This is a genomic window from Desulforamulus profundi (assembly GCF_002607855.1).
Map to the genome: position 1 here is coordinate 31333 of NZ_AWQQ01000047.1, position 13353 is coordinate 44685.

The window sequence follows — 13353 nt, forward strand, 5'->3', positions numbered from 1 at the left end:
TTATGCCTCCGCTATGATATCTTCGAGGGTTTCCTTGATTTCCAGCATGTCCTCCTCAGAGATGCCCAAGAAAGGACGGGCAGGGATTTTGATGTTGACGGTTACTTGCTTCTTGCGAATCCATCTGCCGCCTACCTGGAAGATGAGGCCCTTAGATGTCTTGGCCCTGATCGTGACCTTTCGGCCCTTCTCTCCAAACTGGTGAGTCCTGGCATAGACCTTGTTTGTGCCTACCGCAAAACCCGTGCTGTCAGCAGTGGACTTGATGGAGTTTTTCAGCCCTGCGCTGTCCGTCAGCGTTGCGCCGCCTTCCCGGATAGCCCGGATTGATTTCTTCCAGGGCTTCCCCTCCGGGCTCTTTTGCTGCTGAAACCTTTCTCTCGTGGAAGTTCTGAGCACCTCTGCCAACGTCAGGCTTGCGCCTCTCAAGTCAACGTCTTCCAGGCCCCTCAGCTTCTTCATGAGTTTTCTTACGTCTCCCTCAAGTCTAATACTGTACATGGGTTACATCCCTTTCATGCTGTCCCTTGAAAACAGCCTTGTGTTTGAGTTTGCGGAGAATCCGTTGTTTGCCTTTTTGGTGTTGTCGGTGATGCCGATATCGACAACGCCCTTCGCCACATTCTCCAGGAACTTCACTGCGGCTTTGTACCTGTTTAAGAAGTTCTTTTCTTTCTCTCCTTCATCAATTCCGGCTCTTGAAAAGAGGTTGTAAACTGCAATGTCCTTGCTGAATTTATTGATTACCTTCGGGGTAGGGGAGAGGGGGACGGAGTACCTTTTGACAAGATACCCGTCAATCTCCCGTCTGCGTCCTTGATTGCCTCCTCGATAATAGGGATGATTCTGGCTTCTCTTTCCGCCTCGTCCTCAATGTACTCATCACCGATTATCATGTTGAGGGCATCGGCCTTTATCATTCCCCTGACTTCTTCAACCGTGCAGTAAGGCATTCCGCATCATCCCTTTACGCAACTTCGCCAGTGCTGCCAAAGGCCATCTGCCAAAAGCCGTAACCGGCGTTAGCCTGGAATGCACTCCATAGAGGTACTGTTTCCTCATGAAGACATTCTCGTCCTTATCGTCAATCAGGGCATCGAACTTCGGAGCCTTTCTCTCCTGGAAGATGAGCGGCTTCAGGGGCTTTGTGGTACAAAGCAGGAACCATGCGTCATCACTTCCGGCCAGGTCAGGAACAACAAGCAGCTCAGCCGTGCCTTTGTAAATGTTTGTCGAGCCGTCAATCTGCTCAGCCAGGAGGATTTTTCTCCCCATTTCTTCATTGCCAGGGGCAACGACAAGCAGGTTGGGAATGAGCTTCAGGCTCCGTCCGTGTTCGTCGGTCAATGACATCATGCCGCTTCTTGCTGCCGCATAGGAGGTAGGAGAGAGCTTATTTGTGCCCTTGTTGCTGACCGTCTTTTTACCTACCTTGTGAGTGGTAGAGAAGAACGGCTGCCCGTCATAGCACTTGTTTTCAAAGCCGCCTTTCAGGAGCTCAAAAACAAGGTCATCCGGGAATGTTGCCGTGCTTTGAGCTATATCTTGGATAACCGGATTGTAGACACCAATCTTGTCATCCTCGATGTCGTTCCGGTCAACGCCGATGGTGAGCTCAAAGTCCTTGTTCTTGATGGTGTAATCGGAGGCAGCAAGGTTTTGAATCTCCCTGTCTCCAATCCATTCCCTCATCCGGGGAATCTTTCCGAGCCATTTGTAATTCTCTTCCCCGGTCTCGCTGGGGACTTTGGTTGCAATCTTGTCCCAAAGGACTTTTGTCTCGCTAAAGACCTTGTTGAAGATGGTCTTAAAGCCTGTCGTAATTCCGTGTAACGCCTGTTGGTTAACTATCATAGCCTTTTTAGCCTCCTTCAGAATTAAAATGTTTTGGCATTAAAGCGTTTCAACAATGACCTCACCGTTGTCAAGCCTAATCACCTTACCGGCGACGGACGTTCCCACCGCCAGCATGGTGACGGTTTCGTCATCCTTGATGTAGCAGTCTTTCATTAAGTCCGCTTCGGTCACAGGATTGGCATCGTCATTATTCCACTTGAAAACGCCCCGCCTGACTCTGACCGTCTTGGCCCCGTCTGCGCCCCCGGTGTTGTCAACAAACTCCTCAGCTCTCCCGGCAGCCTTCAGTCCTTCAGCCGTACTCCCCGGAACGGCGTACCCCGTTGCATCAAGCACAACCAGGGAGCCTTCAAAAATCTTGGCGTTGGCCTTTACCGGGAGCACCAGGGTTTTCCCGTCCTGGACTTCAACGGTGTTCCTTCCTGCTGTCAGTGCCATGTTACTTCACATCCTTTCCGTATTTCTCAACGTCTTCCTTGGACACCCCGAGCATCTTGCACACGGCCATTGTGGTTTCCTCAAGCCTGCCGTCGCTCTGTTTGGTGTCTTCCATTCCCAACTCTCCCATCGGGACGGCTTGAGGGGCCTTTTCAACAAACTTCTTGAAGCCTTCAGGGTCTTTCAAGCGTACTCCTCAGCCCATTCTTTTTGAGCCGCCGAGATTTTGCCCGCCTTTAACGCCTTGGTCACAAGCTCCTCACTGTCCTTTTTGTCCAGCCTCTCTTTGAGCTTGTTGAACTCTGCCACCGGCACAAAGTTTGCCGGGTTCTTCAGGGCCATGATAGCGGCAGCCACGTCCTCAGTCTTTGCATCCTTACTGTCGAGCCCCAGCAGGCCGCAAATGACTTTGTTGGCAACCGGCTCCGTGCCTTCTTCCTGCTTCTTGGCTTCCTCTTTCAGCTTCTCGACTTCGCCAACGGCTGTCTTGATAGCCTGAATTACTTGCTCCTCTGTAGCGTCTTCAGCCAGGCCGAGGAGAGCCGCCAGTTTCTTTAATAAATCCATGTCCTTTCCTCCTTCTTCAAAATCATCAAGGTTTATTGAGTTTACTATCGCAAACATACCGTCTATCGCCGGTGTGTTTGTCAACGCCACGGAATGGAGAACAACCGCCTTTTGGTCACTCTTTCTCACCAGGACAACAGGGGAGAGGTACTTGTATTCCTTGTTCTTGATGTACTCCTGGGCCTTGGGAGTCCACTCCACTTTTGCCGCAATCGCTCCGTCCCGGATGAACAAATCCTTTATCCATCCACCGGCAGGAGCCTGAACATCCTCAAGGGTCTGGTGTTCATAGTCAATAACAATGTCGATACCCCTTTCCTTGAAGGTGTTCCTGATTCGCTCAAAGCTCTCTTTGTCAACAATGAAGTCTCCCTTTTGCGACTTGACCTTCCCGAGCGGCAGGAGGTTGACCACATCGGGGACTCCTTCTATTGTCGAAGAGCTCATACTCAAAACTAATCCCTTTACCATGCACCCACCTCTCAATATCGTTTCTAACGCCGTTAGCACGCGTTATAACGGGGGTTAAATTTGTTTCAGGTATAAATACCTTACCGAGTGGAAAAACTATTAAATTTGGGCTTTTATTTGCTCGTCTTTTTCTTTGATGCCTCTCTCCTTTCAAACGCTTTTTTGAGCGGCTCAGGATAGTCCTTCAGGTCAGGCTTAAACGGCACCTTTGCCGGATTGTTTGCGAAGTTCGGGTCAGGAAGTATGTTCACAAACTTCCCGTCAACCTCAGCGGCCTGGGGAGCCCCCGTCTCCACCTTGAGACCTCTTTCTCTGACCTGCCTTTCCGATAAGGTCTTCACCCCGCACCGGCACCGGAAGCCGTTCGGGGGATACCAGGTATCCCAAACAGGGTCATCCGCTCTGAAAACCCTGCCGTCCATCGCCAAATGAGAGGGCCTTGTGTGCGTGTCGCCTACTGCGTCATACTCCCAATAGGCCGGAGCCTCAAAACCTCCGGTGAGGTCATCTGCCTGTAGTGGCCGACCTGGTAGGATGTTTGAATGTTCGTCCTAAAGATGTTGTCGGCCTGAAAGTTTGTGATGCCCTTATAACCCTTGTTTTCCAGGAACTCATTCATGCTGTCCTTGAAGTCCCTCAAGGTTGTGCCTTCCTTGATTGCCTTCAAGAGCTCGTCATGGAATTTGTTGAGCACCTGGATTTTGGAGTATCCCGAAACCGTGAAAGCCTTGTTCCTGTACTCGTCAGCCAGCTTGTAAAACTCCGAGGGCTTCAGCGGGAGCTTATCCCCGAAGTAGCTCACCGCTTCTTCAAAGACAATTTCTTTGGTCAATAGCTCAAACAGGTCTTTCATTTTCCTTCATCCTTCCGAGCATATCAGCGTAGAACATTGCCTTTTGAAGGAGCTCATCAAGGTCTTTGATGTCCATCTTTTTATAAAGGGCCTCGACAAAGTTTTCATCTTCAAGCTGCTTTTTGAGTTCTTCCAGGCTTTCCGAATCGTTGAGCAGCTCCATCACCGGCTCAAAAATTTTGGCAAAAACACTTGAGCTTTGGGCAACGGCCACGTCAGCCAGCTTGTCAATTTGCACCTGGTACTCTTTATCAATCCGCTCAAGCTCCCTGTCGCTTTTATTCCTCATAAACTTCAGTGCCTCTCTAAGGGGCACACCGGACGCTCCTCCTGGAGGAGTTGCCACTTCTTCTCCTTCCTCCGGTTTTGGAATACTGAATTTCTTGTACAGGTGAGCCGTTGGTATCTTTAAGCCTATCTTGCAAATGAGCTTTTCGTAGATGTCAACCGTTTCCTTTTGGTCATCGGCCTCCTCAGAATCAAACCTGAGATACGGGATTCTCTTGTCTTCCCCGTAGTTGAAGAGCACGAGAGGACGGATTAAATCTCTTCTGAGAGTAGCGGCCAGGGCCTTGCAGTCCGCAACCGTCAAATCATGCCTTACCTCGTTATGGGTTTTTGACTGGGCATAGGAGCCGCTTCCCGAATCAGAGGTAAGGGTCTGACCGAGCACAGCCTTTGATATCTGCTCGTCACAGAACCGGGCCAGGGACTCATAGACATTGATTGAGGTTGTCTTTGCGCTTTCCTTGAACTCAATCTCCGTCCCGTCCGGGATGATACCGGCTGCATCCGTCCCAATCTGTACCAGTGCCCTCATGAGGGCCAGCTTGTCTTCTTCGCTTGCCGAGGGATTGTATTTCCCTAGCCTCAAAGGCATCCCGAAGACTTCACAAAAGCTTACCCAGTCCTTGAGGTCATAGTTCTTGAAGAGGTACATCCAGGCTACCACACGGAGCACGCCAGCCCTTGCGGGATGACCGGACTTCGCTTTGTACCGGTGGATAATAAACTTGTTTTCAGGAATCTCAATCCCGGAAGGGAAGTCCTTCGTTGTGATTTTCAGGATGTCGTTTTCGTCCCAAAACAGCCTCTTTTGATGCCGCCACTTGATATCCTGGATGGTGACTTTGCCCTCGTCATAGGCCCAAATGATTTCACTTATGGCAATCCCTTTGCCTATGGCATCCAGCAAGTCCATGAGGACATCCTCAAGGTTCTCCAGGCTCTCAATCTCCTGCTTGACAAACTCAGCAATCTCCTTGTCGGCCTCATCGTCAGAGAAGGGGATAATCTCATAATCCAGTCCGGTGACTGCGTTCTTCCTGGTCTGAAGCTGGGAGAACAAATGAGGGTCTTTCTCTTCCATCTCCTCAAAGAGCTCCATCTGCCTCAGAACGTCCCCGGCATCGGCTTCTCTGAATATCTGCGCCAACCTGACCGGTGTCAGCCCGTTAGAGGGGTAGGTTGAATATTTGTCCTGAACCTGAGCCACCGCAATTTCAAAGAGCTCAGGTTTCTTGGTTACTGCCTTGTCTTTTGCTTTATTGCGTTTCTTCGCCAACGTTTCTCACCCTCCTTAATAAGCCCCTCTTTTGAACTTCAACATCCTGCCGAGCACAGATTTATAGTCAACCTTGGTGTTGCCTTTGATGCCGAGGGCCAGCCTGACCGCCATTTCAACACCGTCCGGGCCGTCGTCGTTTTTACCCATTGGATACTCTTTAAACTGCTGCAAAAGGGTCTTGTGCTTTGCATTAAACTTCAGGTATTTGTTTTTAATAAACGGCTGCAAGGATTCAATCCTCACATGCTTGTTTTGCACGTTCGGGATTTCCTCAATGGGGAGGTACTCTCCAACCTCCACGCTTTTCTTGACCATGATGTCCTTGAAGTAATACTGGAATTGAACCGTCTCCACCCCGAACTTATAGAACGGCTTTTTGAGGTCTCGCTTCATCCGTTTGGACATCTCAATGGCATCATCAATAATTACATCCGGTTTCCTCTTCTCGATGGAAGCCTCCACAATGTACATGTAGCCAGTCCTCAGACTTTTAGCCAGCGCAATAATGGAGGACGTGTCACTCTTTTTGTTCTTGCCGAGAGACGGGTCATTTGCGCCTACAATGATAAACTCCGGGTCTGAGAAGTTGATTGAGCTCTCATCATAGAAGTCAAACCACTCCTCGTTAAAGGTACATGAGTCCGGGTCAATCGGGTCATTCTGAATCTCGCTGTTAAAGGCCGCTTCGCCTTCTGATATCCTGACTATCATCAGGTCATAGTAAGAGAGCTTCGCCTCCCACAAGACCTCAGTTCCTTCAAGCATTTCCTCCTTGTTTGCTTCAAAGAACTCCCGTGCGTCCTCTTGTCTCCGCTCGTTTTCAAGGTCTGTGTATATAGCCTCCCAAGCGGCCCACAGTTCTTGATTGCTTGCAAAGCTGATAACGCCCCGGTATTTGACGCAATGATACTCAGGATTCTTGAGAACCTTGGAAAGCAGGGAGTCATAGTGGAGGATAGTCCCGATGTAAACAATGTCCGTATAGGTGTCCCCGGCCTTCGATACCGCTTTATAAAACCAGTTCTCAAGCTTCTTCCGCTGCTCCGGCGTGTTGACATTCTCATCGTTTTCAATATCGTCAAGGACGATGAGGTCAGGTCTCCAATTCCGGTGTCTCCGGCCACGGATTTTCTTGCCTGAGCCTATGGCCTCAACCTTGATGTCCGTCGAGGTCAGGATGACGCTGCTTTTCCAGACCCTGCCCTTGAGGTTTCCAAAGTCCTCAATGATGTTTCTGTTTTCTTCAAGCTCCGTCTTGATGTCCGTCAGGAAGACTTCCGCTTGCTCCGAGCTGTCGGAAAGGATGATGGGGTAATGCTTGTACTGGTAGAGGATAGCGTGCAGCGTGTCTTTGAAAGTGAAGTTTGTTGACTTTGCGTGTCCACGGGGAGCGGCAGTTCCTCTCCTGCATCCCTTGTCCCTGGCAATTTCCTTGTGCTGGGTGAGGGGATTCTTGCCCTTCATGACTCCCTGAGTCCATATATCATCCAGCCGCTCATGGAAGGGAGGGGATTCCCGGACAAAGTAATGGGGGAGATAAGCCCTTCCGAAATATCCGAGGTCTATAGCGGCAAGTTTTTTCCTGAGACCCTTCTGGCCTGTCAGTTCTGCCCCGGCCCTGTACTCCTTCAGGAGCTTCTCTCTGACCTCAAGGTGTTGGCTGTTTCGCATCACATAGTCTTCAAATAACCGCTTTTGGTATTCCATGTTTTGTATGAGTTCGGTGTCTTGCTCCTCTAACCGCTGGATATATTCATCAAGCTTAATCATCCTGCATCATCTTTTCTTTGGCTCTTTCAAGCACTGATTTCAATTCCTTGGCAAGTTCCGGGTCTGACTTGATAGCGGCCATCAGCTCACTTTCCATACCCTGAAAGGCAAGCTCGACTTTCTTTTTCATGTCCTGCTTAACCCTGTCTTTATAGACCTTCGTCCGGCTGATTGCCGTTATCAGCCTCCCGGCCTTGTCGAGGGGCATCCGGTCAAACTCTTCCTCTGCGGTTGTCAGCTTCTTGACCAGGCCGTCCATCAGCATCATGAGCCCTGCATCCGTGTAGTCAATGTCAGGGTTTCTTTTGACCACGCTGACAAGGGCCTCCGTCTGCTTTTGGGCTTCAATCAGCCTTTGTGTTGCCGCCGTTGTCCTCATGGCATACCTGCCGACACTGCTCTTGCTGACCTCGTATCCCTGGGACTTTACCCAGTCAGCAATCTCCTGGTAGGTGTTGCTTGTGTCAACAATCATTTCGTCCACTTTGGCCCGGATTTCGTCCGGCAGGGAGTCAATTTTGGAGTTGATTCTTGTCCTTGCTCTTTCCTTGCCCATCAGACATCAACTCCCGGGTCATCAAGCGTCCCCTCAACCAGGTCAACACCTTTCCTCGTGAGCTTAATTACTGCATCTTTTCTGTATGCGTTATAGGCATTGACCGTCTTGTCGGTAAAGCTGATGTACCCGGCTTCCAAGAGATAATCCAGGTGTTTCGATATGTCGGGAGATACGATTAAACCGTCTGCCACAAGTGCATTGGTTATCTGTCTGAGCAATAAAGAGTTTTGATGTCCTTTGACTAATGAGCGGATGATATAACCCCTTATCGCCTTATTTTGCTTGACCTCCCGTTCTGTACGTTCATCCATGCATCATTCCCCCTTACTATTGCCCTTGAAGTGCAGCAGCTTGTCAATCTTGCTGTCTATATTACCCATCTTGGTGTCCACGTTGTTGAGGGAGCGGATGAAGTCCTCTCTCAAAACGTAAACAAAGGGCAAATCGCTTTTTAAGTCATGGAGCTCGTCCTTGACTCCGGCAATGTCCTTTGATAGTCTCGCCTCGATTTCTTTGACCTTCATGTCGTTTTCTTTGATGCCTTCTTTGATTTCAGCCATCGTGTTCCTGAGAAAATAACCGATGACACCAATCGCAATGGCCGTGATTGTTTGTAGAATCCAACTTAATTCCATACGTCGTTATCCCCTTACAGACCGTTCTTGACTTCAAACACTTTTGTCTCAATCGCTTTTGTCAGATATTTTGAGAAATTCCCGAAATGCTTTTCAATCAGAGCCTTAGCCTCCGGCTTTAACGCATCGGCAATCTCGTCGAAAGCCTTCTTGGATAACGCTTCAAGCTCCGCTCTGTCCCTGACTCCGCTTTTGACCGCTTCTCTCAGGGCCTGCGCTGTTGTCTGCTCAATCTCCGTCACCGTCTTTGTTGTCAGGATTTCGATGTCTTCCAGTGCGTCAATCAAGAGTTTCCTTTGCTCCTCGTCTTTGAGCCGCTTTGTCTCAAGCTTTGCCTTTTCCGTCAGCTTGTGCAGAGCGTTAATGGCATAAGCCGCCAGCAAAGCAAGAGCCGCCATTGCAATGTCAATGACCACCTGGTTGAAGAGCTGCTGCATTGTTTCCACACTTTCTCCCTCCTTTGAAAAAATAAGTGTTAAGAACTATGTTCTTAACACTTATCATGTTAGCAGGCTTTTTCAGTACCTTATATTCAAAGTACTTCTGAAAATTGCTTCTAAGCTGTTGCCGATTCCTTGATTTCTTCTGTATTCTCCTCCTGGCTGTAATCGAAGTCAAACAAACTTATCTGACCTTCGGCGTGACCCTCTCCGCATATCGCCCTTATCCAACGTTCACTCAGGTTGTATCTTTTTGCAAGCTCCGCGTGGTTGTAGCCGTTGAACTCTTGCTTGATACGGAGGTCTCTTGCCGGACGGAGGAAAGATTCTGCCTTCGGTATGTAGATTGTCGCTCCCCCCACGAGCTCAGCAAGCTTGATAAAATTGGCGACTCCAATCTTTTCGACAATATCACGATAGATGCCTTGAGGAATCATTTCCGGTGTCAGCTCATCAATTAAGCCGTCCACAGCGGCCACCCCCTTTCCTGAGCTGTTTTGCTTAAAGCGTGTTCGCCAGGATACCCATGACCTCACCGATGGTAATTGTCTCCCCAAGCCTGCCCTCCCAAAACTCAGGGGAGTTGATAATCTTCCTCTCGACGAGCTTCTTAAAAGCGTCCTTCTGCCACTGGGGAACGTTTCCGGTATCCGTTGCCTCTTTGCTTTCCTTCGGTTCCTGGAGGATTCCCTTCAGGATGCCGACGATGCTGTAACCGTATCCCTTGCCGGGCCAGGCCCAGCCCGTACCGTTGGGATTGTCCTCGTATCCGAGCCATTCAACATATTTTGCAGAGCCTCTCTTGACTAGGTGGAACCGTGGGTCAGCACACGGTTGCTTAAGGGCCTCAGTGCTTGCGTAGGCTTTCAGGTGTTGTATTTGCGCCCTTACCCCTATCCGTGGGCTTTCAAAGACGGCTGCCTCACCCTTGGCGTTATTGTTGAGTGCTCCGATGCCGCTGTAATTGTTCTGCTCAGGAAGGACGATACCGCCATATTTGAAATACCCTGTTTCTTTCAGGGCCTGAGCCCAAGCAACGTCAGCCCTCACGCCTTCAACCTCTGCCTCCTCAATGAATACCTGTGCAAGCTCTTCAATTGTGCAGTTCGGCAGAAGAGGCTTTGCATTGCTCTTCAGGCATAGGAGGCCATCTGAGCCGCCGTTGCCTCCGTCTTGCCCATGATGAGAGTGAGCTGTTGCTCCGGCTGCGTCTCTCCCGGCTGCTCAGGAGCAGAGGAGGGAAGGGGATATACCTTGTTTCCTTTTTCGTCAAAGACGCTGTATCCTGGATTCTTGTCACATTCTGCCTTAGCGTTCTCAAGGACTTTGTAGGCCCCTACCTGAGACTTTGCGTCATCCCAAGACTTTCTCACCCTGTAGAGCCCCGAAGCAGGAGCGGCCTCCTCTTTAAGCTGACCCTTAAACCAGTTCCATTTCTCCCAGTTGTTTGAGCTCATAGTCCCCGGACAATTCTTCCGGCTTGCGTCGTAGTGCCTTACAACCTTGTCCAGGGGGATGTTATGCTTCTTCATCAGGAACTTGACAAGCTCAATAGCATTTTGGACGGCCTTGTTATAATCCCCGTCACTGTTGATGCAAATCTCAATCCCTATGGAGTTATAGTTGGTGATGCCGTACTGGCCTTTGCCATCCCCGCAATGCCAGGAGGCATTTATATCCTCCACAGTTTGGATGATTGAATGGTCATCTACAAAGTAATGGGCCGAGGCATTTCGGTTGCCACCGTTAAAATACCTGTAGTGAGCGTCAGCATCCGCACCCTTGCCGGGATTGCCTGTGTCATGAACGACGATATACTTCGGTTCATTGCCGGTTGAAAAATTGTATTTTATAAGCTTTTTTTTGATTGTCGTCATTTTAATGCCCCCTTTTAATCCTGCTCATTAAATCTTCCATAATTTCTCCGCTTTCCCTTAGTTTGAGCTTATCTCTCTCCCTGTCTTCATAGCTGACATTGAGCATCCTGTTTATATGCCATAATCCTATATCCTTTGTGATTTCGGCAATCTGCCAGTTGCTTAGGCACCTAATCTTTTTCTCAAATTCCTCAGAATCCATAAAATTAGCAGTATTATTCATTTTGATTGCTTCTGATATCAGATTCTCTCTGATAAGGGAGCTCATCTCTTTAAAGATTTCAAAATCATTCAGCGTCTTATTGTTTTTACTCAACTCAATTACCTCCCTTAAAGGTTTACTATCGGAGCAATAATCTTCTCGTATAACTCTCCGACACTATATTTCGTTTCACCCTTTGCTATAATGTCTTTTTCAAACTTCTTGATTTCCATTGCAAGCTTCATTACCTTTATGACCCCGACCTGCTCAGGAGTTATTTTGGGTCTGGGCTTTAAATTCATATCCACATCAGGAGTCATGCAGCTAATTGCTTTAAATAGATAAACACCGTCGCCAAAGGCTCCAAAACTCTCTCTAAACTCGTTAACAACTTCAATAGCGAATTTGTTCCTGTTGAGTTTAGGCTTTACCGGAGGGAGAATTCCTTTCTCTCTCAGTTCAGTCCTTAACTCTTTGAGAGCTCGTTTCTCCTTGTTTGTGAGCTTTTTTTGCCATTTCTTTGTTGCCATTTTCATTCCCTCCTCTTAAAAGATATCCCTGAACCGGTAGTCAAGGGCCAGTGGGTCTTCGTTCTCAGCTAAGAGCATCTTGGCTAAGTACATCTTTCCGGTTTCTGGATTCTTGGTTTTTTCAAAGAGCCTTCCGGCTGTGGCCTTGGATAAGAAGCCGACCAGTTGATAAAAATATTCGCTCGTGTAAATGATGGGCAGTTGCTTCCGGTATCGGTAATCAACAATGCCGTAGAACTCTTTAATCCAAGTGTCTTTCTGGCTTTCCTTGCAGATATCGTCCACAATCAGGATGTCACAGTTGTAAATCCGCTGCCGGATTTCGTCCACTTTGTAAGCCTCTTCCGGCTTATTGTAGTAGGCGAACCACTCCGTAAAGCTCTGCACCCAGTTGAAGAACATAGGGAGCACCCCAAGCTCTATGAGCGGATACGCTGCCGCCGTGACCAGGTGAGTTTTGCCGCATCCCGATGTCCCCAGTAGGCCCATCCACGGCGCACCCCTCAGACCTTCTCCCCGCTTAACCCTGTCCACCAGGCCGTCAGAATACTCCTTTGCAATCATGTAAGCGTTGACCACTCGCTTGTCCATGCCTTTAAGGGTAAAGTTGCCAAAATTCTTGTGAACAAACTCGTCGCTGATGTTGTAGGATTTTAAAAGCCTTTTCAGCTTCTTCCGCTCCTGGCAGCTACACACATAACCAACGTTTTTCTCAAGGTTGAAGATAACGCCTGAGTCCCGGCATAACTCACATTCATAGACCCGCAAGTCTTCTCCTGAAGGCCTCTTCGGCCCGTTCATCCCTCTTTGTTCCGCTTGTGTTCTGAGCCGTTCCATGTTTTGGGTTAATACTTTTGCCGTTACTTCCAAGAGATGCACCCCCTTTTAGATTCCGCAATATTCCACGGGTATAACTCTCCCGAATATTCGGGTATTTCCTGATATGGATTGTCAGGGCCTCAATGACCAGGGCCGGGTCAAACCGTTCCCAGTATTCATATTCCCGCTCTTTGATGCCGTCAGCTATTTGCCCCGTCTTCCTGGTAAAACGCAAGGTGTCCCAGTACTGCTCAATGACCTTTATCTGCTCCGGCGTGTACCGGCGAAGCTTTTCCTTCAACACCATCACCGTCCTTCTTGGCAGTTTCCCTTTCCACCATTTTCTTGAGCATTTCAATGAGCTTGCTGCACTGCTCGTTGTTCAGCCACTCAAGCCGTTCAACCCCGAACATCTTTTTGACAAAACCGTTGATTCTTGCGTTGTTGTTGTTCCACCCGAGCTCACCAGTGAGCCGGTATATCTTTTGTCTTTTCGCCTTGGTGAGCTTGTTGCCCCCGGTGTCAGTCCTGCCGCTGCCGCCCTTGCCCTTGGCCGAGTCCTTCAGGGCAGAGAGGGCATGGCAAACCTTGTTGATTTCCTTCTGGCTGAGCTGCCTCATGCTGTCCTTGCCGGTCTCCCGGTATATGATGGAGTAGAGGGTATCATCGTCAAGAGCCAGCTCCGGCGACTTCGCCAGCCCCCATATGGTCTTAATAGTAAAAGTAGGGGCATAAGACCGCCCCTTGTTGTATCCCATCACGCCACCC

21 protein-coding genes and 1 pseudogene are annotated in these 13353 nt (G+C 49.2%); all 22 read right to left on the reverse strand.

Going from position 1 to position 13353, the window contains the following annotated elements; genetic code table 11:
* On the reverse strand, positions 1 to 501 hold the full coding sequence (locus P378_RS07605) for a phage virion morphogenesis protein (protein WP_099082824.1): 501 nt from the start codon (positions 499 to 501) through the stop codon (positions 1 to 3).
* 3 nt (positions 502 to 504) lie between these two features.
* Positions 505 to 801 (reverse strand): gp436 family protein, encoded by a 297-nt coding sequence (locus P378_RS07610; RefSeq protein WP_338013869.1) that lies wholly within the window; start codon positions 799 to 801, stop codon positions 505 to 507.
* A complete protein-coding gene (locus P378_RS23460; RefSeq protein ID WP_338013857.1) occupies positions 744 to 953 on the reverse strand; it encodes a hypothetical protein in 210 nt (69 codons plus the stop codon). Before P378_RS23460 ends, P378_RS07610 begins: the two co-directional genes overlap by 58 nt.
* A complete protein-coding gene (locus tag P378_RS07615) occupies positions 934 to 1854 on the reverse strand; it encodes a Mu-like prophage major head subunit gpT family protein (protein WP_338013858.1) in 921 nt (306 codons plus the stop codon). The genes P378_RS23460 and P378_RS07615 overlap by 20 nt, the downstream gene beginning before the upstream one ends.
* Before the next feature lie 39 nt (positions 1855 to 1893).
* On the reverse strand, positions 1894 to 2295 hold the full coding sequence (locus P378_RS07620; protein WP_099082825.1) for a hypothetical protein: 402 nt from the start codon (positions 2293 to 2295) through the stop codon (positions 1894 to 1896).
* A gap of 1 nt (position 2296) precedes the next feature.
* Positions 2297 to 3333: pseudogene (locus tag P378_RS07625) on the reverse strand (phage protease).
* A gap of 113 nt (positions 3334 to 3446) precedes the next feature.
* A complete protein-coding gene (locus P378_RS23465; protein WP_338013870.1) occupies positions 3447 to 3755 on the reverse strand; it encodes a phage head morphogenesis protein in 309 nt (102 codons plus the stop codon).
* Positions 3756 to 3787: 32 nt separating this feature from the next.
* Complete coding sequence (locus P378_RS23470) at positions 3788 to 4186, reverse strand: phage head morphogenesis protein (protein WP_338013859.1); 399 nt, start codon at positions 4184 to 4186, stop codon at positions 3788 to 3790.
* Positions 4170 to 5750: a DUF935 domain-containing protein gene (locus P378_RS07635; RefSeq protein WP_099082826.1), complete on the reverse strand. Its 1581-nt coding sequence runs from the start codon at positions 5748 to 5750 to the stop codon at positions 4170 to 4172. Before P378_RS07635 ends, P378_RS23470 begins: the two co-directional genes overlap by 17 nt.
* A 15-nt stretch (positions 5751 to 5765) precedes the next feature.
* A complete protein-coding gene (gene terL / locus P378_RS07640; protein ID WP_073239893.1) occupies positions 5766 to 7523 on the reverse strand; it encodes a phage terminase large subunit in 1758 nt (585 codons plus the stop codon).
* The gene (locus P378_RS07645; protein ID WP_073239892.1) at positions 7516 to 8079 is read right to left on the reverse strand and encodes a phage protein Gp27 family protein; all 564 of its coding nucleotides are present in this window, start codon (positions 8077 to 8079) and stop codon (positions 7516 to 7518) included. The genes terL and P378_RS07645 overlap by 8 nt, the downstream gene beginning before the upstream one ends.
* Positions 8079 to 8393, reverse strand: coding sequence for a hypothetical protein (locus P378_RS07650; RefSeq protein ID WP_073239891.1), 315 nt, complete (start codon positions 8391 to 8393; stop codon positions 8079 to 8081). The genes P378_RS07645 and P378_RS07650 overlap by 1 nt, the downstream gene beginning before the upstream one ends.
* Positions 8394 to 8396: 3 nt before the next feature.
* Complete coding sequence (locus P378_RS07655) at positions 8397 to 8717, reverse strand: hypothetical protein (RefSeq protein ID WP_099082827.1); 321 nt, start codon at positions 8715 to 8717, stop codon at positions 8397 to 8399.
* 14 nt (positions 8718 to 8731) lie between these two features.
* The gene (locus P378_RS07660; RefSeq protein ID WP_238473037.1) at positions 8732 to 9154 is read right to left on the reverse strand and encodes a hypothetical protein; all 423 of its coding nucleotides are present in this window, start codon (positions 9152 to 9154) and stop codon (positions 8732 to 8734) included.
* 119 nt (positions 9155 to 9273) lie between these two features.
* Positions 9274 to 9627: a Mor transcription activator family protein gene (locus P378_RS07665; RefSeq protein ID WP_099082829.1), complete on the reverse strand. Its 354-nt coding sequence runs from the start codon at positions 9625 to 9627 to the stop codon at positions 9274 to 9276.
* A gap of 31 nt (positions 9628 to 9658) precedes the next feature.
* On the reverse strand, positions 9659 to 10207 hold the full coding sequence (locus P378_RS07670; RefSeq protein WP_238473011.1) for a glucosaminidase domain-containing protein: 549 nt from the start codon (positions 10205 to 10207) through the stop codon (positions 9659 to 9661).
* A gap of 83 nt (positions 10208 to 10290) precedes the next feature.
* Positions 10291 to 11034, reverse strand: coding sequence for a peptidoglycan recognition protein family protein (locus tag P378_RS07675; RefSeq protein ID WP_099082831.1), 744 nt, complete (start codon positions 11032 to 11034; stop codon positions 10291 to 10293).
* 1 nt (position 11035) lies between these two features.
* Positions 11036 to 11350 carry a hypothetical protein gene (locus P378_RS07680; RefSeq protein WP_099082832.1) on the reverse strand — a complete coding sequence of 105 codons (315 nt, stop codon included), beginning with the start codon at positions 11348 to 11350 and terminating at the stop codon, positions 11036 to 11038.
* Between the two features lie 14 nt (positions 11351 to 11364).
* Entirely contained in the window at positions 11365 to 11766 is a 402-nt protein-coding gene (locus P378_RS07685) for a hypothetical protein (protein ID WP_099082833.1), read from the reverse strand.
* A 15-nt stretch (positions 11767 to 11781) separates the two neighbouring features.
* Entirely contained in the window at positions 11782 to 12534 is a 753-nt protein-coding gene (locus P378_RS07690) for an ATP-binding protein (protein ID WP_207654007.1), read from the reverse strand.
* Positions 12521 to 12886: a hypothetical protein gene (locus P378_RS07695; protein WP_180261017.1), complete on the reverse strand. Its 366-nt coding sequence runs from the start codon at positions 12884 to 12886 to the stop codon at positions 12521 to 12523. The genes P378_RS07690 and P378_RS07695 overlap by 14 nt, the downstream gene beginning before the upstream one ends.
* Positions 12837 to 13343, reverse strand: coding sequence for a regulatory protein GemA (locus tag P378_RS07700; RefSeq protein ID WP_099082836.1), 507 nt, complete (start codon positions 13341 to 13343; stop codon positions 12837 to 12839). The genes P378_RS07695 and P378_RS07700 overlap by 50 nt, the downstream gene beginning before the upstream one ends.
* Between the last annotated feature and the right edge of the window lie 10 nt (positions 13344 to 13353).

What these genes read in the sequence shown, in the direction of transcription:
- P378_RS07605 (WP_099082824.1), bottom strand. Translation starts at nt 501, where the DNA reads ATGTACAGTATTAGACTTGAGGGAGACGTAAGAAAACTCATGAAGAAG.
- P378_RS23460 (WP_338013857.1), bottom strand. Translation starts at nt 953, where the DNA reads ATGCCTTACTGCACGGTTGAAGAAGTCAGGGGAATGATAAAGGCCGAT.
- P378_RS07615 (WP_338013858.1), bottom strand. Translation starts at nt 1,854, where the DNA reads ATGATAGTTAACCAACAGGCGTTACACGGAATTACGACAGGCTTTAAG.
- P378_RS07620 (WP_099082825.1), bottom strand. Translation starts at nt 2,295, where the DNA reads ATGGCACTGACAGCAGGAAGGAACACCGTTGAAGTCCAGGACGGGAAA.
- P378_RS23465 (WP_338013870.1), bottom strand. Translation starts at nt 3,755, where the DNA reads ATGGACGGCAGGGTTTTCAGAGCGGATGACCCTGTTTGGGATACCTGG.
- P378_RS23470 (WP_338013859.1), bottom strand. Translation starts at nt 4,186, where the DNA reads ATGAAAGACCTGTTTGAGCTATTGACCAAAGAAATTGTCTTTGAAGAA.
- terL (WP_073239893.1), bottom strand. Translation starts at nt 7,523, where the DNA reads ATGATTAAGCTTGATGAATATATCCAGCGGTTAGAGGAGCAAGACACC.
- P378_RS07645 (WP_073239892.1), bottom strand. Translation starts at nt 8,079, where the DNA reads ATGGGCAAGGAAAGAGCAAGGACAAGAATCAACTCCAAAATTGACTCC.
- P378_RS07650 (WP_073239891.1), bottom strand. Translation starts at nt 8,393, where the DNA reads ATGGATGAACGTACAGAACGGGAGGTCAAGCAAAATAAGGCGATAAGG.
- P378_RS07655 (WP_099082827.1), bottom strand. Translation starts at nt 8,717, where the DNA reads ATGGAATTAAGTTGGATTCTACAAACAATCACGGCCATTGCGATTGGT.
- P378_RS07660 (WP_238473037.1), bottom strand. Translation starts at nt 9,154, where the DNA reads ATGCAGCAGCTCTTCAACCAGGTGGTCATTGACATTGCAATGGCGGCT.
- P378_RS07675 (WP_099082831.1), bottom strand. Translation starts at nt 11,034, where the DNA reads ATGACGACAATCAAAAAAAAGCTTATAAAATACAATTTTTCAACCGGC.
- P378_RS07685 (WP_099082833.1), bottom strand. Translation starts at nt 11,766, where the DNA reads ATGGCAACAAAGAAATGGCAAAAAAAGCTCACAAACAAGGAGAAACGA.
- P378_RS07700 (WP_099082836.1), bottom strand. Translation starts at nt 13,343, where the DNA reads ATGGGATACAACAAGGGGCGGTCTTATGCCCCTACTTTTACTATTAAG.